The organism is Bartonella sp. AP88XZML (assembly GCF_042195565.1).
Taxonomy (GTDB): Bacteria; Pseudomonadota; Alphaproteobacteria; order Rhizobiales; family Rhizobiaceae; genus Bartonella.
The window spans coordinates 1-18,835 of sequence record NZ_JBHIOQ010000004.1; the positions used below are offsets into that span (position 1 = coordinate 1).

15 protein-coding genes, 1 tRNA gene and 1 pseudogene are annotated in these 18,835 nt (G+C 38.8%); 8 read left to right on the plus strand and 9 right to left on the minus strand.

The annotated features are described in order from the left end of the window. From ACFIK2_RS00060 to ACFIK2_RS00070, 3 genes and pseudogenes are all read left to right on the plus strand, one after another. Window positions 1-462 (plus strand): annotated as a pseudogene (locus tag ACFIK2_RS00060) (hypothetical protein); the annotation flags it as partial. Window positions 463-952: 490 nt separating this feature from the next. Then, a complete protein-coding gene (locus ACFIK2_RS00065; protein WP_041581387.1) occupies window positions 953-1,303 on the plus strand; it encodes a type II toxin-antitoxin system RelE/ParE family toxin in 351 nt (116 codons plus the stop codon). Between the two features lies 1 nt (window position 1,304). After that, window positions 1,305-1,628, plus strand: coding sequence for a helix-turn-helix domain-containing protein (locus ACFIK2_RS00070; RefSeq protein ID WP_375639610.1), 324 nt, complete (start codon window positions 1,305-1,307; stop codon window positions 1,626-1,628). 70 nt (window positions 1,629-1,698) lie between these two features. Here the strand turns inward: ACFIK2_RS00070 and ACFIK2_RS00075 are convergent, their stop codons facing one another. The 9 genes from ACFIK2_RS00075 to ACFIK2_RS00115 all read right to left on the minus strand — a co-directional run bounded on the left by ACFIK2_RS00075 (window position 1,699) and on the right by ACFIK2_RS00115 (window position 10,582). Next, the gene (locus ACFIK2_RS00075) at window positions 1,699-1,956 is read right to left on the minus strand and encodes a hypothetical protein (RefSeq protein WP_375676743.1); all 258 of its coding nucleotides are present in this window, start codon (window positions 1,954-1,956) and stop codon (window positions 1,699-1,701) included. A gap of 40 nt (window positions 1,957-1,996) precedes the next feature. Then, complete coding sequence (locus ACFIK2_RS00080; protein ID WP_375676744.1) at window positions 1,997-4,243, minus strand: DEAD/DEAH box helicase family protein; 2,247 nt, start codon at window positions 4,241-4,243, stop codon at window positions 1,997-1,999. Between the two features lie 257 nt (window positions 4,244-4,500). Continuing rightward, the gene (locus tag ACFIK2_RS00085; RefSeq protein ID WP_375676745.1) at window positions 4,501-5,415 is read right to left on the minus strand and encodes a hypothetical protein; all 915 of its coding nucleotides are present in this window, start codon (window positions 5,413-5,415) and stop codon (window positions 4,501-4,503) included. Between the two features lie 2 nt (window positions 5,416-5,417). Beyond that, complete coding sequence (locus ACFIK2_RS00090; RefSeq protein ID WP_375676746.1) at window positions 5,418-6,305, minus strand: hypothetical protein; 888 nt, start codon at window positions 6,303-6,305, stop codon at window positions 5,418-5,420. Beyond that, the gene (locus ACFIK2_RS00095; RefSeq protein WP_375676747.1) at window positions 6,298-6,546 is read right to left on the minus strand and encodes a hypothetical protein; all 249 of its coding nucleotides are present in this window, start codon (window positions 6,544-6,546) and stop codon (window positions 6,298-6,300) included. The genes ACFIK2_RS00090 and ACFIK2_RS00095 overlap by 8 nt, the downstream gene beginning before the upstream one ends. A gap of 879 nt (window positions 6,547-7,425) precedes the next feature. Next, the gene (locus ACFIK2_RS00100; RefSeq protein ID WP_375676748.1) at window positions 7,426-8,337 is read right to left on the minus strand and encodes a hypothetical protein; all 912 of its coding nucleotides are present in this window, start codon (window positions 8,335-8,337) and stop codon (window positions 7,426-7,428) included. An 88-nt stretch (window positions 8,338-8,425) separates the two neighbouring features. Continuing rightward, the gene (locus tag ACFIK2_RS00105) at window positions 8,426-8,740 is read right to left on the minus strand and encodes a hypothetical protein (RefSeq protein ID WP_375618554.1); all 315 of its coding nucleotides are present in this window, start codon (window positions 8,738-8,740) and stop codon (window positions 8,426-8,428) included. A 544-nt stretch (window positions 8,741-9,284) separates the two neighbouring features. Further along, window positions 9,285-9,361, minus strand: a tRNA-His gene (locus tag ACFIK2_RS00110). A 138-nt stretch (window positions 9,362-9,499) separates the two neighbouring features. Further along, a complete protein-coding gene (locus tag ACFIK2_RS00115; protein WP_375676749.1) occupies window positions 9,500-10,582 on the minus strand; it encodes a quinone-dependent dihydroorotate dehydrogenase in 1,083 nt (360 codons plus the stop codon). Between the two features lie 567 nt (window positions 10,583-11,149). Here ACFIK2_RS00115 and ACFIK2_RS00120 point away from each other — a divergent pair. From ACFIK2_RS00120 to ACFIK2_RS00140, 5 genes are all read left to right on the plus strand, one after another. Further along, window positions 11,150-12,316, plus strand: a complete 1,167-nt coding sequence (locus ACFIK2_RS00120; protein ID WP_375676750.1) for a tyrosine-type recombinase/integrase — start codon at window positions 11,150-11,152, stop codon at window positions 12,314-12,316. 207 nt (window positions 12,317-12,523) lie between these two features. Further along, window positions 12,524-12,724 carry an AlpA family transcriptional regulator gene (locus tag ACFIK2_RS00125; RefSeq protein ID WP_007347209.1) on the plus strand — a complete coding sequence of 67 codons (201 nt, stop codon included), beginning with the start codon at window positions 12,524-12,526 and terminating at the stop codon, window positions 12,722-12,724. A gap of 101 nt (window positions 12,725-12,825) precedes the next feature. Further along, the gene (locus tag ACFIK2_RS00130; RefSeq protein ID WP_375676751.1) at window positions 12,826-13,707 is read left to right on the plus strand and encodes a toprim domain-containing protein; all 882 of its coding nucleotides are present in this window, start codon (window positions 12,826-12,828) and stop codon (window positions 13,705-13,707) included. Window positions 13,708-13,719: 12 nt separating this feature from the next. After that, window positions 13,720-15,318, plus strand: a complete 1,599-nt coding sequence (locus ACFIK2_RS00135) for a YfjI family protein (RefSeq protein ID WP_375676752.1) — start codon at window positions 13,720-13,722, stop codon at window positions 15,316-15,318. Window positions 15,319-15,874: 556 nt separating this feature from the next. Continuing rightward, on the plus strand, window positions 15,875-18,835 hold a 2,961-nt coding region (locus tag ACFIK2_RS00140), incomplete at its 3' end, for a DEAD/DEAH box helicase family protein (protein WP_375676753.1).

An 18,835-nucleotide genomic window follows, 5' to 3' on the forward strand; every position in this document is an offset into this window, starting at 1 on the left:
TATGACCATGCTTTTGTCTATGGCAATGCTCATGTTTATGGCAATATTTATGGTAATGCTCATGTGAATGGTAGTGCCCGCATTCTTGCTGATGCTCATATTTATGATCATGCGCATGTTTCTTATGATGCTACGGTTTTTAGTTATGCACGCGTTTATGGTCATGCCAAAGTTTCTGGCTTGGCTTGTATTTATAGCCATGCAAAAATTTATAATTATGCTGTTATTAATGGTCGTGCAAAGATTTATGGCAAGGTTTATGGGAATGCTTGTGTGAGTGGCTCTTGTGAGATTTATGGCTCTGTTTATGGCAATGCTAAAATCTCATATTGTGCAACGATCTGGGGGCGTGTTTATGGCAATGCAAAAATCAATAAAAAAAGCAAAGTAAGGTTGGTTCCAAAAAATTGTGAGGTTTATGAAAGGGATAATGTTGTCAATATAACTGATGAAACAGAATAAAGAACGGCGTGGGGGGCGTGCCTTCTTTATGGTTATAAACGCATATAAAATGCATTGCTATAAACATATCATAAAAGAGAGAGTAAAACAAAAAAAGCCGTGCCAAATGATATGACGCGGCTTTCAAATAACGATTATAATGATAAAAAATAATCATCTACAATGGAGTAATGAATGCATATATACAAAACGTATCATATTGCAAGCGCTCTATTAGAGATATGAAAACTTATCAAACAAATCAAAACGCTCGGTAGCTTTAACAATCCAATCAAAAGCAAATGCATATTCAATAAATATCTGTAAAAAACGTTCTTTTTACATTTGGAAGCGTTGGTTTTTACAAAGCAGCTTTTCATAAAACAAATAAACAATTATGGTTTTTTTGTTACCATTTTTATCAAGTCAATTTTATTAATAATAGTTATTAAAAAATCACAAAATTAGAATAACCACTTGAAAATATACCCATATGGGTATATTAATAATCATGAGTAAAATAAAACGTATCATATGGCTTGGTTCTTCACTCAAAGATATAAAAAGTCTTCCTGATCTTATTCAACAAAGGATTGGTTATGCTCTTTATCTTGCTCAGATAGGAGATAGAGGAGAAAATGTTAAGGTTCTCAAGGGGTTTGGATCTGCCAATGTTCTAGAAATTATTGAACGCGATATTCAAGGAACTTATCGCGCTGTTTATACGATACAATATAAAAAATCTCTTTATGTGTTGCATTGTTTTCAGAAAAAATCGACCCGTGGCATTGCAACACCAAAACCAGACATTAATCTGATTAAAGAACGTCTCAAGTTAGCAGAACAATTAGAAGGGAATTAAAATGATCAATGTTTTTCAGGGTAGTTCCAATGTTTATGCGGATCTTGGCTTTTCAGATTCCAGAGAGATGCTTATCAAAGCGCAACTTGCTCATAAGATTAGTCAAATTCTGAAAGAAAAGAACTTAACACAAAAACAGGCTAGTCAACTTTTGAAAATGACTCAACCAAAACTGTCTAAACTCTTAAGTGGAGAATTTCGAGGAATTAGTGAAATGAAAATGCTTGAGTGTTTGGCAAAATTGGGAAACGATATAAAGATTATTGTTAATCCGAAAGAAGTTAAAACGCTTGAAGGACATTTTGAAGTTGTTTTTTCTTCTTAAACTTCTTTATGATTAGCTTTTTGGGATCTATTCATGCATGGCAATCTTATATAAAAAATGGTCAAATGAATCATGCATAAAAAGATGGATTCTTGAGTGGATTCATATAAAATAATTGCAAGCAAACTATTGACTTTATTGTGTTTTTTGATATTATACTGAGTACTATCTCTGCTGTCTGATAAACCAAATGCGCGGGCGCAACTGGCGCCATTTTTTCCACTGCATCCACTGCTTTGGCAACAAACTCTGTGCGATCAAGCTTTGCACGATAAGTGGTCTTTTTATTGATCTTCTCCCACAAGGCCAAAAACTCTGGTGAAGCCACTGTTTGCTTTTTAAGCTTAACCCGCACCTCGCGCGTAGCATTACGAAGTAATCGGCATGGCTTGGCTCGCTTCTAGCGCCTGCAGCACAGCCTGCTTCTGCCCTTCACTAAAACGTTCACTTAAATCTAACGTCCCAGTCGCCCATTGCGCTTTTAATGTATCTGTGATTTTTCCTGCTGATGTAAGCAAGGCTTTTTCACGCAACTCAACCAATATATCAGCAGCCTCTTGCGAAGACAGAATCTTTGTTTCCGTCACAGCTGTCATATAAATCAGATCTTGCAGCGTCTCAACATTAATAAGCGCGCCCGCATCAGTTTTTTTCACAATTTCTTGACGCAATTCGCGTGGCATTTCCTCCGCCCCTATAGCCTCAAATTCGCTCGCCACTAAATCTTGATCTACTTTAACGACACCCGCCTCATCAATAAAATCTTTTGCAACAAGTATTTTAACAATTTTTTGTGCTTGCGATACTTCCACTTTAGCAGCCACATATTTTACATCTTCATAAATACGGACAACCAAATGCTCCATCTGCAATGTACCAAGTTTATAACCAATATCCGCCTCTAATTCTTTTTGCAATGTACTCACAAACTCAGCAAAGCTTTCATTCACCATGACATGCAGCACATTTATATCTTTATTTTCTACCGGTTCACCTTGTTGATTTACGCATAAGCGCAAACCGCGACCAATCTTTTGCCGTGCGGTAAAATTCGATTTTTGTTCAATCAACATACACACTTGAAACACATTCGGATTATCCCAGACTTCTCTCAAGGACGAATGCGAAAAGATAAAACGCAAGGGGCATGCAAAAGATAATAACCACTCCTTATCGCGCATAATCGTGTTATAAGTGTCATCATCAGCTTGGCTGTCGCCCTTTGTATCCTTATACACGCCTTTCTTGTCTTGCGAGAAATAACCGCCGTGCACGTTTCGAATATTTTGCGCAAACTTAGTTCGCAAGGAGGCATATTTCTTTTTCGCCAACAGCTCTTCATAACATTCTTCAAACATACGCTCATAAAGTGCTGGGTCTTCATCAGAGCTACGATATTTAGCCACCTCATCAATAAAAAAAAGTGATAAAACTTTAATCTCTAAAGGCACAAGCCGCAATTCCTTATCTAAATGTGTTTCTATAGTGCGATAAATTTGTGCGCGTTTAAGCTCTATTGTATTCACATCACCAAGTGCGTGGCCAAATTTGACAATTTCAGTATCAGAAAACTCAACAGCTTCATCCCCCGCCATGCAATTGATACCCGAAACAATATAGCCCTTATAAAGCTCACGTCCGCCCGTAACGCGATACAGATCATCGCCTTGTCTCACTGTAACTGTTTTGCGGCTCACAATGCCATTCTTTCCCGCAATATCCAACTCTAAGCGCGCCTTAAAGCCATGTTTGTGTGATACGGATTTCAAGGCAATATAGGGACGGTTAAAATTTTGCTCTATCTGATTAGAAGAGACACAAATTTGCTTTACCAGTCCTTTTTTATAAGCATCAACAGGTGTTAAACGATATAAAAGATTAATCTCATCTTTATGCGTGGCACTATAGCGGAAAACACAAAGTGGATTAAGGCTCGCAATAGCCTCCTTCGCTTTTGCTGTATTATCCACCGATTGCGGTTCATCTATGATCACAATCGGATTTGTATCTTGGATATAGCGCATAGCACTTTCGCCATTCAGTCTATCTTGCGGAAGGTTGATAATATTTTCTGCTTTTTTAAATGCATCAATATTGATAATCATAATTTCAATATTGGTAGAGCTTGCAAATTGACGAATTTGCGAAAGATCTTTTGAATTATAAATAAAATAACGATAGGGTAGATTATCAAACTCTGCTTGAAAATGCCCCCTTGTTACCTGAAGTGATTTATATACCCCTTCGCGAATAGCAACACTTGGTACGACAATAATAAATTTGGTAAAGCCATAGCGTTGATTTAACTCAAAAATCGTCTTGCTATAGACATAAGTTTTGCCTGTTCCCGTTTCCATTTTAATAGAAAACTGCTTTTGCTCTAGCGTCTCACTCGCCAAGAGTTTATTGTTCTGTTGTACCTCTCGTAAATTTGCTAATATAGTTTCATCACTGATCAATAATTGATTACCATAACCAAATTCATTTAACGCTAATTGTCCTTGTTCTGAATGCAAAGAAAAAGAAGAATCCCGTTGTGGTTGGCCTTTAAACAAATCAATGACGCTTTTAACCGCATCATTTTGAAATTCTTGTTGTTTAAATTTAAGTCTCATATCGCCACCTCAAGATTCCCAGCTTCAATCTCATGGAGGACACTAGAAAGTCGCATGATAGCATATTTGCAGGCTCCCATATGCGCGTGGCCAGTAGCACACCCTCCCCCCAATTAGTGCAGAAATGACGTCGCTCTTGGTACTGGACGCGTTACGTCAGTGCTAACCTTCTCTATTTTTTTGCAGAACAGAAAGCGCGTATCAAGCTCTCTAGCCATACTTAGAGTGCGCAAAGTTATTCATCACTCTACAACACTTTAAGCGCGCAGTTTTATGTTTTGTATTAAAGGATTTTTGCTTTCAAAATATACGAACAACATCACACAAAGTAGAATAAACAAGCTGCCCCCAACATTAAACCAAACCTTCTCTGTAACCATCACTGTTGCACCGAAACAATTAACAATAGCGTGGACAAAAAAAGGCGCACACGCATAAAATTTAGAGCGCGTAACAACACCACGATACGCCAAGCATGTATTGAAAATATGCATGAGTATGACGCTCATTAAAGCACACAAAAAAATACTCGCTTGCGTCCAGGAATAAAAAATTACATATTCACCGGCTAATAAACTAGATCGAATAGGCCAGCCATTATAAACAAGGAAAGGACCTAGCGCCTTATAAACTAATTCGCATAAACCCCAGCCTATGCCAATATTCAGCGGCAAACGCCACAAAAAACTAGGCGAGCACCGATAAAACTTAGTAACTAACCAACGACGCATGGCTTCTTCTGCTACAACAAAAAAAACCGTAAATGTTAAAAATAAAAAAACAAGCGCCAGCCCCTGCTCTGCACGACTCTTGGTTTCAACAATACTCATCATATAAAGCGTTTTTATTACAGATTGCTCCCAAAAAGCAATAAGCCCGCCAGCAATGCAGCTAGCAACAAACCATCCCACAGCACCAGCGACAACCAATTTGAACTTCAGAAAATGATGAAACACACATAGAAGAAAAACAACGCCAAGCACTTGCAGTAAACGTAAGGTATCAAGTTTATGTTCTATTTCCGAGTAACGCCATACTAACAGAACAATCACCCCAAAAACTATGCCGCTCAACAGCACATTTATCCAACTAAACGTAGAGCGAAAAAAATTATAAATGACAGCGCCATAAATAAGGCCTGCGAGAAGCGAAGTAATAAATAAAACCAACATTATTATGCCCCCTCATTTACTACAGCGAAACTGCTATTTTTCTTCATGGATAATCTATCTTGCACAAAATCATAAATTTGCCGCATAAGAGCAAACATAAGAATAGTAGCGATTGTATAATGCCCAATTGCAAGAAGTTCTGGCTCAGCGGCCCGCCATGAAAAGCGCGCCCAAGCCGCCAAGCATTGTAAAAGTAGGATAAGAACAAAAAAACGCCATTTCTTGTCAAGGAAAACCACAAGCATTAAGAAAGTTGATAAAAGATTCAGACCTATAATAAATGCATAATATATTACCGTCTCAAGTAAAGAAAGTAAGGCGTCCCTATCAAGACTAAAAGCCCCTTTTAGGATTTTCACAGTTTCTGGTAGAGATGTAAGCAGTACAAGCCCTATAGCAGCCCCCCAAATCCCCATTCCCACGCCCAGTGCTGCCTCTACACCATTGCCATTATCTTCTGCCACCCAATGAGAGAGCAAAAAAAACTGCATAATCGCCATGCCTATAGGGAATAGACCAACAGCAAAAACAATATTAGGCGTACTATAAGCAGAAAAATCTAAAATCAAACTGCCTATCATACGCATAAAGCCGTATAGAAAAAAAATCAAAAGCACATAACAACCAGCGCTTGACCCAATAATCGCCTTCGTACCTTTAAACGTTTTAACCAAAGAGAGTAACCAGCGGTACCCCAATATAAGCGAAAGCGCCAAAACATAATAAGGAAAATAACTCGTAGCGCCATAAACATAAAGAAAAACAAGACACAAAACAACGAGCAAGAAAACCAAATGTTCAACCAATGTTTTTTTCTTCATCAAAGGAAAAACAATCAGCACCAGACAAAAAACGGCGCCGATAACAGATAATGTCAATTTGTCAAGCATTATTGCAAACCTCAAAAATAGAATTTATTAATATTGCATAGCCTGAAGAAATGTCAAACATAAACAAAAGACCAACCGCAAAATGAATTACAAAAGGCAGATAGGAATAGACCTTGCGCTTATCTTGGAAACCAAGATACATAAAGCGCGTATTTACAACATGCATCAATACAACCATGCCCGCGGCAATAAGATAGCTGATCGCTTGTGGACAAGATTCAAATGCGACATAGCCCACCATTTGTGGCGCCCTATCAACACGGTAATTCAAGTAAAGAAAAAGAGCTGAGAGGGTCTTATAGTATAAGTCTAGAACACCCCCAAGCCCAGCCCGAAATAAAGGATCTCACGCGCAGCTAATTCTGGCTTATATACGCGAAGCAACCACAAACGCAAAAGCTCCGCAGTTAAAACTGATATCAAAAGGATAAAAAAGGGATAGTTTGCAGCAACCAAACTCATGGAATGCACCACCTGCTGCTGGCTATTATTAGCAGCAGACAAAGCAGGCTATGGCAACAAAGAGCTCAAATATACAAAACCTGCCCCAATACACAAGGTAGCAACTGCACCACAGAACCCAAGAACTAAATATTTATATAAGTAGTGCTCGTGCAGAATTAAAAGAATGCCAAGATAACATACCAAAAGCAAAGATAAGTCTGTAAGCCCACTTTCACTATGTGGATAAGCGAAGATGATAGCGCAGGAAAAGCCAGCTAGCCCCCCCAAAAATGACGCGCTCACCCAACAAGCCATTGTTTTTAAGGAGACGAGGGCTGGAACTTATCCCAAAACTAAGCAGCATTCCAAAAATTAAGTCAGACATATAATTTCCTTAAAGCGCCTTGCCCTCCCAAGCATACCAAGATATTATTGCGGGAGAAAAACTCCCTGCTAAGAGGCTGATAGCGTACCCCTTAGCAAGGCCTTTACCTTGTTAAAAAAGCCAGGTCAAACAACAATTTCACCACTTAGAGCGAACACAATCCTAACCAGCTTTAGCAATACCCGCGGCTGCGCCACGGGACCCCGCCTACTATTGCTCCAGAAACTGCCCCTCCTGGGTTGGCTGCTCTAGGCTTTAGGATAACCCAAAGAACTATAGCCTCCTGTCTTCTCACTCAGTTTTCCTTTTAAACGGGTTAATCACGCTAAGCTTCACATTCTTTGATTTAATGTAACGCGCGTACACATAAACAACAAACATCAAACAAATCCAACTTCTAACCATTCCATAGTCATCATCTGTATGAACAAACGCTACATAATAAGAAACAAAGAGGCTAAAAAACAGCTCTGCAAGAACATCAAGGACCAACCAATAATATTTCTTTGTAGTAACAAAGAGAACCATCAAAAATGTCAAAAAAACTTGGCCCGTTAGAATAGCGAAACCAAACACTGCATAATCAAACATTTTTTTCACTGCCTCCCTGTTCGCAAAACCTATCTGTTGATAGATTTCTCGAAGGTCTGATAAAAGCAGTGATGACACAAAAAAGACGCCTATGGCAAACCCACAGCCAATACAAATGCTTAAATCTAGCACTGACATAGATTTTTCCTTCAAAGCTTTAGCAATTAGGACATAGCGAGCCACCCCTATCATCAACGGAATAATGAAAAGCAGATAAATATAGCTCGAAAGCTGCAGATCAAAAAAATCTAACAGAAGGTCATCACTCATAACAATAAAACCAGCTGCGATGAAAAAAATGGGGCAACTTGCGATAATGGCCAAACTAAAGCACTTTATATTGTTTACTATATTGGGTATAAATTCAATGCAAAAAGAAAGAAAGAACATAATTATAGCAACATGAGAAGATGTTATCGGCACACCGACTATATACTCAAAATACTCAAAGGCATAAATGAGAGGAGGAATAACCAATGCCGCCACTATGAATGCAACTATGTTCTCCCTGCCTAACATGCTTTTTCCATTAATAGCAATAGTTTTGAGGAATAGATACAACATGCCAAACCACAGACAAAAATAAACGAGCACTATACTAAACTCGCCCATAGCTCCTCCTGTACAATATTCTAAACATAAAGGTGGCACCTTTTACAGTACCACCGTTCTAGGCTTTAGGATAACCCAAAGAACTACATCAAAAGTGCATCAACATCCCACCACCTGAATTAGCAAAAGATTGACCCAACAACTGTGTGCCACACTGGGCAGCAGCCACACCATAACCAGCATAACCGCCTATGGTGTCTCCGAATTCATTGCCTACAGCTTGCCCAAAGCTTCCTACGGCCATGCCAGTCATAGGATTACGCCCCGCTGCCCATCCTATGAAAAAACCACTCGCAAGGCCAACCTTACCACCATGCTTTCTACCAAACGCACTACCAGAGTTATATTTGCTACTAAAATTATCGGCACTGCAATAATCGTGCGAACGACTTGAACTTCCCATTTATTTTCTCCAATTTAGTGTATAAATAAATCCCCCAAGGTTACTTATGTCCCCGCGCCAAAATGGCTTACCCATAATTAACCACCGAACCCCCCCTGGAGATATGAATGCATTTTCATGCAAGTTCGCATTTATAATATATAGTTGACAAAATCAAGGATATTGTGTCAAAAATATGGCATATTTTAGTAAATTTATGCTTACTTATTTTATGTGTTTAAACTTAATAGTTTATATTATGAGCAATAATAATGAAAGTTAAATAAGATTCTCTTGGTTTACAAAATATACTAAAAGTATATAAATATACTGATAGAGATATTTATTGTTACAATTGCAGTCAGAATCATAGATTTAGCTAACCCATTTATATTTCAAGCGATTATTGATCGTATCATTCCTTTTTGGGCAAAATTTGAGAAAAATCATCCGCGCAAGGTCTCTGCTCCGTGACGGCTCACACGCAAAAAAGCCCGCCAAGCACGGCTTTTAACCGCCTCACAAAACACCAAAATAAGAATTAGAAAAGTTGTAACAAGACAAATGGTACGGTTGGTGGGATTTGAACCTACGACCTCTGGTGCCACAAACCAGCGCTCTAACCAACTGAGCTACAACCGCATAAAAAGCAAATGTATCATAACTGTTCACGATTGCGTAAACATTTATTCTTATGCTTATGTGACATAAGGAAAATCAACAAACTTTGCAAGCCCCTTTAAAAAATCTCGCAATTTTTTGTGAAGAAAAAAGCGTTTTTTACAAAGGAAATTTTGCCCAATGCTCAAGATTATGATCACGATAGTCTTTTATGTTACCAATTCCATCTTGTTGCATCATCCGCAAAATCTCTTGCAGAATAGTTATAACAAGATGTGGACCTTCATAAACCATCCCACTATATAATTGAATTAGATCTGCACCAGCTTTTACTTTTTCCAAAGCGGTTTGTGCGTCCTTTACACCGCCAACGCCAATAATTGCAATCTCCTTCCCTAATTTTTTACGCATTTTTGCAAGCACAATAGTAGAGCGCTCAAAAAGTGGACGTCCAGAAAGCCCCCCCTGTTCATTACTGAAGTGACTATTGCTAAGCCCTTGGCGTGAAAGAGTTGTGTTAGAAACAATCAATCCATTAAAATCAGAAAGTTTTATTTCTTCAGCAATATCATCTAATTCTTTCTCTGATAAATCGGGAGCAATTTTTAAAAAAATAGGAATGGAGAATCCATGCTTGTTCTCTTGCTCATTTCGCGCTTGCGAAATTGCATTCAACAAAAGATGCAAACTGTCACGGGCCTGTAAATCACGTAAACCTGGTGTATTAGGAGAAGAAATATTAACCGTAAAATAATCAGCAACATCATAAAAATGAACAATACCAGCAGTATAATCATCAATCTTATCGACCGTATCCTTATTGGCTCCAATGTTGACTCCTACAACACCAGTTTTTTTACACGCACGCAATCTGTTGTAAACAACTTGATGTCCATCATTATTAAAGCCCATTCTATTAATAATCGCTTCATCTTCTTTTAAACGAAAAAGCCGTGGTTTAGGATTTCCAATCTGAGGCTTTGGTGTCACTGTCCCAATTTCAGTAAAACCAAATCCTAAACGAAAAACACCATCTACAACCTCTGCATTTTTATCAAACCCCGCTGCGAGACCAATAAAATTTTCAAGCTCAAGCCCAGCAACAGTTACACACAAACGTTTATCGATAACCTTTTGACAGCCATTTAATCCACTTTTCAGCCCGAGAATCGCTAAACCGTGTGCTTGCTCTGGATCCAACATAAATAAGGCAGAACGGCCAATACAACGAAAAAAACTCATCAATTCTTCTCCACAACATAAAAATGATCCATCGCACCTCACCTCTACCTTTTAACATAAAAGATTACCAATCAAAGAGAGCATATTATCCAAATAATATTCCCCTTCTAGAAGAAAACTCATCACATAATAGCCATACATGTTTATATTGGTTATACTATGTAAAGAATTTTTTATTCTTAAAAAATGTTTCTCTTTTTCGACATTTTTTAAAGATTAAAATATGAATCCTAATATTATAAAATGCAGCATGAATTGAAACATCAAAGGCTCTTCACCATAGTCATGGTTTTGTAACGTCTCATGAAAGCAAGCTCATAATTCTCTTAAAAATGCAGGCAAATTATCTCTATTCCCAAAGTTCCTTTGTGTAATATCGTTTCCAATAGATTCAAGATATTGATTTATAATGATAATTTAGCGTTATTCATATTGAGTTAGAATCCCGAATAACGGAAGATTCTCTCATTTCAAATCTGTTTATCTTGAATCAATCAAAACCACTCATTTGCACATAACAAGTGGGATGAGTGTGTGGATCAAATTTGTATAAGAAAGGATTAAAAAATGGCTCTTATGAACCGTCTTAATGCAAGATCTGTCGCAACATTGGGGGCTGGCAAATATAATGATGGTGCCGGCTTGTTACTTCATAAGCGTAAAGACGGAGGTGCTCAATGGATTTATCGTTATACCATTCATGGGCGCCGTCGTGAAATGGGCTTGGGGGCGTTGCGAAATGTTTCTTTAAAAAAAGCCCGTGAATTAGCAAATCAATGGCGTTCTGTTTTGCATGAGGGGCGTGACCCCATTAAAGAACGTGAGAAACAAAAGCGTGAGGCAATAAGTAATCTCCATTACCTAAAAGACATTGCCTTAGATGCTTTTGAAAGTCGTAAAGCTGAACTCAAGAATGATGGTAAAGATGGAGATTGGTTTTTACCATTACGCCTTCATATTCTCCCTAAATTAGGTTGTCTGCCGGTTTCTGAGATTACACAAACTGAGATACGCAACACTATTGCCCCTATCTGGCATACAAAAGCTGTTACAGCGCGTAGAGCTCTCATTCGTCTCAATCTTTGTCTCAAACATGCGGCTGCTTTGGGTTTAGATGTTGATTTACAAGCAGTAGAAAAAGCACGCGCTCTCTTAGGCAAACAACGCCATAAAATCAAAAACTTACCTGCAATGGATTGGAAAGATGTTCCCGCTTTTTATAAAACGCTTTGCCAAACAACAAACCCCACACAACTGGCTTTGCGTTTGCTTATCCTTACAGGGGTTCGTACCAATCCCTTGCGTCATATTCGTGAAGATCAGATTGATGGAGATATATGGATCATACCTGCTGAAAATATGAAAGGAAAGCGCGATGCTACAACAGAATTTCGCGTCCCCTTATCATCAGAGGCAATGAAAGTGATAGAACAAGCCCGTTGTATCTCTAAAAGTAATTTCATCTTTTCTTTTTCTAGTCGGGCTCCTATTTCACCTATGGTTATGTCAAAGTATATGAGAGACAATAAACTTGAAGCCTGCCCGCATGGATTTCGTTCTAGTTTACGCGATTGGCTCGCTGAAACAACCGATGCCCCCTATGAGGTCGCTGAAACCATTCTAAGTCATACGGTCGGCGGTAAAGTAGAACGTTCCTATCGTCGCACTGATTATCTAGAACAACGCCGGATCTATATGGATAAATGGGCGGCTTATGTCACGGGTCAATCTTAAGATATGGGGTAATTTACCCCATTATCTGTGGATAACTTTCTCTCTCTTCTCTCTCATTCTTTCTCAATAAGAGTCATAACATCTCACATCAGAAATTATATGATAAAATATTGTTTTCTATAAATAAAACATCTTTCTAAATGAACCAAAATGTGGTTAATAAATAGTTATGATTTGTTACCATTTTTTGATAGAAAGGATTTTAGTATGACAGAAAATGATATTCTTTTAACAGACCGTGAAAGTGCAAAATTGCTTCATATGAGTGTTTCAACATTCCGCCGTCATGTGACCAATGGCTCTCTCCCAAAACCTTTAAAATTTGGCTTTTTATCCCGTTGGTTACAATCGGATCTTTTGAATGTAATCGAGCAAGCAAAACAGCAACGTCAAAGTGACGCGGCATAAAAAAAACCTTGTCACATAAGGACGGACAAGGCTTTCTCAAACTCATCACCCTAGAGATAGCACAATCCGTCCTATGGTGCAATATTCATAGGATAAAAAACATGTTTTCTTATATAAATGCTCGGGGCATCACAAATGCCTTGCATGGGGTTTGGCATGGGCGTTATGGAACAGCCCGTTGCCCTGCTCATGATGATAGGCTGCCTAGCTTATCCCTTGCCAATGGACATGATGGGCGTCTCTTACTCACTTGTTATGCTGGCTGCTCTTTTAGAGAGATCATACAAGCACTCATTAGAATTGGATTGCTTGGAAAACAAGCGTTTTTTGATAAAGCTTATGATCAGACGCTCTCTTTCTCAAAACAGATTTCTGCTGATCTCAAACGAGTAAAACAGAAAGCAGAGAGAGCAAAAGCAATTTGGCAACAATGCCAACCAATCAAAAATACTTTAGCAGAAACCTATTTACGTATGCGGGGTATTACATGTGATTTGCCTACTGATTTACGCTTTCATAGCAAGTGTCCACACCCTTTAGGGATTACATTGCCCGCGTTGATTGCTCTTGTTAAGGGCGCTGGCTCTTTCGCCATTCATAGAACCTTTTTACAAGCCAATGGCTGCAAAACAGACCAAAAACCAGCAAAAGCCATGTTGGGATCTGTAACAGGTGGTGGGGTGCATTTAAGTCAAGCCAATCCCAAACATCTGGTCATTTGTGAGGGCATTGAAACCGGTCTGGCTCTTTTGTCTGGGTTGTTATCTGAGCCTGTGAATTTATGGGCGTCTCTTTCAACCAGTGGCATGATGCGTGTGAATTTACCCCCTACAAAAGGGCGTCTCACCATTGCAATGGACGGCGATGATGCGGGTCGTAAAGCAGGTTTTACCCTCGCTGCGCGTGCCTATAACCATGGCTTTGAAGTCTTTATGATGCAAGCTCCAAAAGGAACCGATTTTAATAACGTATTACTTTCTTAAAAGAGGGAAACTATGAAAGAGAGTCATTTACAAAACAAGAATGAAAATACTCCCGTCAATGATAACGATAATGTCTCTTTAAACGAAAATACTTGTTTAAAAGCCATTCCTTATGAAGTCGCCTTGCAACAAAACGGTTGGAAGGAATTACAACAGATTGAGAGTGCTCTTTTACCCGTTGAACCTTTTAATCCATTACAGCTCCCCATGCCATTCATGGAATATATTTATGACGTTTCAGAGCGTCAACAAGCTCCAATGGATTTTATTGCTGTCGCTGCTCTCTGTGCCTTGGCTGCTGTCATTGGCAATGGTGTGCGTATTGCTCCAAAACAACATGATGATTGGACTGTTGTCCCTAATCTCTGGGGCGCTCTGATTGGTCAATCGTCAACATACAAAACACCAGCCATGAAAGCCGCTTTAGCGCCTATCACGTGCCTTCAAAAGGAATGGTATAAAGACTGGTTAAAGCAGAAAGAGAAACAAGAAATTGAAGAGAGACTTGAAACTTTAGATAAACGAGAAAAGGAAAGACAAGTCAATAAAGCGATAAGAAAAGGAGAGTGTGAAACCGCTCGTGCTCTTTTGTATGAAACGCTCTCTAAAGACAATGCGCATGATGATGATGTCTCTCGTTTTATCGTCAATGATGTGACCGTTGAAAAGCTTGGGGAACTCTTAAAAGAAAACCCCCGTGGTCTCTTAATGGTTCGTGATGAATTATCTGGTTTTTTAGCCAATCTGGAACGAAGAGAATATCAAACAGACCGTGCCTTTTATTTAACAGCTTTTAATGGAGATGATCAATTTACCTATGACCGTATCGAGCGTGGAACCATTTTTATCCCTTATGTCACTTTATCCATGATTGGCGGCATTCAACCTTCACGCATTATTCCCATTATTCAAGCAATGCACCGTGGAATAAACGATGACGGTTTATTGCAACGCTTTCAAATGATTGTCTGGCCCGATGAAAATCAAGAGTGGAAATTGGTTGATAGACCACCCAATCAAGAGGTCTGGCAAAAGTATGAAGGGGTATTTCGCTCTTTTCGTGATAAACGCTTAGGTTCTCCAGAACACCCGCTGATCATGCGTTTTATGCCAAAAGCACAAGAGAAATTTTATGAATGGTTAGAAAACCTTCATAGAGAGGCAAAAGGAGGTACTCACTCAGAAAGCTTACAATCGCATCTTTTAAAAATGCCAAAAACCATAGCAAGTCTTGCGTTGATTTTTGAACTTCTTGACGGTGGTCGTTTAGAAATTGGACTCTATGCCATCACAACAGCCTTGCGTTGGGAAAAATATCTATTAAGTCATGCAAAACGTCTTTATGCGGCGGGGGATACATTAACAGCAGAGCGTGCAAAATTAATCGTCGAGCGTTGTGATCATTTATCTGATGTTTTTACAGCAAGGGATGTTTATAAACGTGATTGGAAATATTTAACAGACAATCAAGCCGTTAAGCAAGCTTTAGAGCTTTTATGTCGTTGTAACTATATTCGTGAAATCTCTGGAGAGAATAACTCCCAAGGCGGTCGACCTACCATACGTTATGAATGGCACCCTTTAGTGAAAAGTCATAAGACATCACACTGAGGCAATTTGGAAATCTTATAAAACATTAAACAATATAACAGTGAAGCTTTAAAGCACTCCCCATCATTAGTTTTGGGGGGGTATGGGGGTTTTGGGGGGTCTTTTTACCCCCCCTTTATATATATTTTTTAGTCAAAAATAAAAGTTATTATATTTCAATAAGTTAATCTTTCAAATAAACAGCCTATATTAAACATAACACATAAATACAATTTTTAATATATATCTAAGAGGGTTTTGTAGGTGTTTTGGGGGTTTTAAAAACAGACAAAACCTATCAAAATACTCATTCTGATATTTTAAAGCACGTAGTACATTTATCTTGATGAATACGTGAAATAAACAGCAGATTTCACTACTTTGCTGATCTTATCCCATGTCATAGGCTGTGGATAAATAACCTTTAAAAATCCCTTTTGAAAAAATTTATCCGCTTTTGAATGACTTTACCTCTTCTGATACTCGCTATTTATCCTAAATGGATTTAATTGACTTCATTTCGATTCTTTTGAAGAGAATTAATCAATAGAATATATTGCCATGGAGTCTATTCTTTATGATTCAATCTGTTAAGTCTGATAATGAACATGTCACTTTACGCTCTCTCTTAGAATATTATCGTCAACAAGCAAAATCACCCCGTGAATTGGGAACCATGTTTGAAAACCTTGTCATGGCTTATTTGACAAACGACCCGCTTCAAAAGCAGGAATACGAAAAGGTTCAAACTTATTTGGAATGGGCGCAAGAGCATGGAGAAGATGGAACTGATATTGGCATTGATCTGGTCGCTACAGTCCGTGATGAAGGTGGCTATGCGGCTATTCAATGTAAATGCTATGATGCCTCTCACATAATTAAAAAAGAAGATATTGATAGTTTTATAGCAGCTTCTGGCAAAAAGATCTTCACCCGTCGTATTCTGATTGATAGCACCGAAACAGATTGGAGTGACAATGTTGAACTGACTTGTGAGGGGCAAGAGGTTCGTATTCAACGCATAAACCTTTTTGATTTAGAGAACAGTCAAATCGATTGGGGGGCGTATAAAGAACAAGGACAAACCGTTCTTAAAGAGAAACCGAAGAAAAAACTTTTAGATCATCAAAAAGAAGCCCTTGAGAAAGTCTGTGAAGGTTTAAAAGAAGCAGACCGTGGCAAGCTGATTATGGCATGTGGAACGGGCAAGACTTTTACAAGTCTTAAGATAGCAGAAACCATAGCAGGAACAGGCAAGCGTGTGTTGTTTTTGGTGCCCTCTCTTGCTCTCATATCTCAAACAATCCGTGAATGGACAGAAGATACAGAAGTACCCTTGCGTTCCTTTGCCGTGTGTTCGGATACACAAGTGGGAAAACGTCGTAAGAATAAAAATGATGCTCTTGAATTTGATAGCTCTGATCTTGCCTTGCCGGCTACCACGGATGCAAAAGAACTGGCTAGTAAAGCGGGTAAGGTTTCACATGATCTGATGACCGTGGTGTTTTCTACTTACCATTCAATCCAAGTGATTTCGGATGCGCAAAAAAAGTATGATTTACCCGAATTTGATCTGATCATTTGTGATGAAGCGCATAGAACCACTGGGGCTTCATTGGGAACTGAAGACAATGAATCTGAATTTATCAAGGTTCATGATAACAGCATCATTCGAGGTAAAAAACGGCTGTATATGACAGCAACCCCTAAGATCTTTACCGATGATGCCAAAAAGCAAGCCAATGAGATCAATGCCGTTCTCGCCTCTATGGATGATGAAGAACTCTATGGAAAAGAGCTTTATACCTATACTTTCTCAAAAGCCGTTCAGAATGAACTTTTAGCACCTTATAAGATTATTGCTTTGGGTGTTAATGAAGAAGAAGTAAGTCAATCCATTCAACATCTGATGACCGATGAGAATTATGAACTTATTCTTGATGATAAAACCAAGATTATAGGCTGTTATCAAGCCCTTGCTAAAATAGATCTAAAGGTTGATCTGAATGATGACCCCAATCCCATGCGTCGTGCATTGGCTTTTTGTAAAGATATCAAGACCTCTAAACGCATTTGTAAAAACTTCAATTCTGAAGAAATACAGGAAGAATTATTTAATCTTCATAAGGTCTATAAAGAGACGCCGCCTCTTAACTGTACCTTTGATCATATTGATGGAACCCAAAGTGCCAAAACGCGTCATAAAGCCCTTGATTGGCTTAAAGAAGATGCGGGGGAAAATCACTGCCGTGTACTCACCAATGTAAGATGTCTGTCTGAAGGAGTGGATGTTCCTGCTCTTGATGCCATTATGTTTTTACACCCGCGGAAAAGTTATGTGGATATCATACAGGCGGTGGGGCGTATCATGCGGCGTGCACGAGGTAAAAAGAGAGGCTACATCATTTTACCCGTTGGGGTCCCTGCTGGGGTTTCTGCTGAACATGCTTTACGCTACAACAAGAGATACAAGGTGGTCTGGCAAGTCATCAATGCTTTGCTTGCTCATGATGAGAATTTTGAAATCACCCTTAACCAGATGATTTTGGGGCAAGATGTTAGTAATTCTTTGGAGATTGTCGCCTTAAAGAGCATGACCGCGGTTGAGGATAAACTTCATATCCATGAAAAATCAGAACATATGGGACTTGAGATTGGAAAAGCCGCTCATGAACCAAAAACTATTCATAGCGTAACAGGAAGATTACCTTTTTATAAAGAGTTTCCCAATGCTCTGAAAACCCTTATTGCGAAGAAATTTGCTATTGCGGACTATTGGGAAAATTGGGCGGGCAATGTTGCTGAGATTGCACAAAACCATATCACGCATCTTCAAAATCTGCTTTCTGATGAAAACAGTGAAGCCTTTCATGCTTTTGATGCATTTCATAAGGAATTAAAAAACAACTTAAACAGTGAAATCAAGCAAGAAGAAGCGATTGAGATGTTAGCGCAACATCTTGTGACGCGTCCTGTGTTTGAAGCTTTGTTTGAAGGCAATGAATTTGTACAAAACAATGCCATTTCGCAAGCCATGGAAAAAATCTTAACAGAACTTGATAAAACCAATATCGAGGAAGAATCCAAGGAATTACAAGAATTTTATAACAGTGTAAAGCTTCGTGCTTCTGGGATTACCACACCACAAGCAAGGCAAAATCTTATTATTACGCTTTATGAAAGTTTTTTTGCCAAGGCATTTAAGAAAACCACGGATAGGCTTGGGATTGTTTATACGCCCGTTGAGGTCGTGGATTTTATCATTCATTCTGTTGATGATGTGTTGCGTAATGAATTTGGCAAAAGCTTGGGGTCACGGGGTGTTTCTATTCTTGACCCTTTCACTGGAACGGGGACCTTTATCACACGGCTTTTACAATCAAAACTGATCAAACCAGAGGATATGGAATATAAGTTCCGTCACGATATCCATGCCAATGAGATTGTTTTACTTGCCTATTACATAGCAGCGATTAACATTGAATCGACCTATCATAGTCTGATGAAAGGGAATTATATCCCATTCAAGCATATTGGT

Bases quoted from the DNA above. Each gene is read 5' to 3' on its own strand.
- ACFIK2_RS00065 (WP_041581387.1), top strand. From the start codon at position 953: ATGAGTAAAATAAAACGTATCATATGGCTTGGTTCTTCACTCAAAGAT.
- ACFIK2_RS00070 (WP_375639610.1), top strand. From the start codon at position 1,305: ATGATCAATGTTTTTCAGGGTAGTTCCAATGTTTATGCGGATCTTGGC.
- ACFIK2_RS00080 (WP_375676744.1), bottom strand. From the start codon at position 4,243: ATGAGACTTAAATTTAAACAACAAGAATTTCAAAATGATGCGGTTAAA.
- ACFIK2_RS00085 (WP_375676745.1), bottom strand. From the start codon at position 5,415: ATGTTGGTTTTATTTATTACTTCGCTTCTCGCAGGCCTTATTTATGGC.
- ACFIK2_RS00090 (WP_375676746.1), bottom strand. From the start codon at position 6,305: ATGCTTGACAAATTGACATTATCTGTTATCGGCGCCGTTTTTTGTCTG.
- ACFIK2_RS00095 (WP_375676747.1), bottom strand. From the start codon at position 6,546: ATGGTGGGCTATGTCGCATTTGAATCTTGTCCACAAGCGATCAGCTAT.
- ACFIK2_RS00100 (WP_375676748.1), bottom strand. From the start codon at position 8,337: ATGGGCGAGTTTAGTATAGTGCTCGTTTATTTTTGTCTGTGGTTTGGC.
- ACFIK2_RS00105 (WP_375618554.1), bottom strand. From the start codon at position 8,740: ATGGGAAGTTCAAGTCGTTCGCACGATTATTGCAGTGCCGATAATTTT.
- ACFIK2_RS00115 (WP_375676749.1), bottom strand. From the start codon at position 10,582: ATGAGTTTTTTTCGTTGTATTGGCCGTTCTGCCTTATTTATGTTGGAT.
- ACFIK2_RS00120 (WP_375676750.1), top strand. From the start codon at position 11,150: ATGGCTCTTATGAACCGTCTTAATGCAAGATCTGTCGCAACATTGGGG.
- ACFIK2_RS00125 (WP_007347209.1), top strand. From the start codon at position 12,524: ATGACAGAAAATGATATTCTTTTAACAGACCGTGAAAGTGCAAAATTG.
- ACFIK2_RS00130 (WP_375676751.1), top strand. From the start codon at position 12,826: ATGTTTTCTTATATAAATGCTCGGGGCATCACAAATGCCTTGCATGGG.
- ACFIK2_RS00135 (WP_375676752.1), top strand. From the start codon at position 13,720: ATGAAAGAGAGTCATTTACAAAACAAGAATGAAAATACTCCCGTCAAT.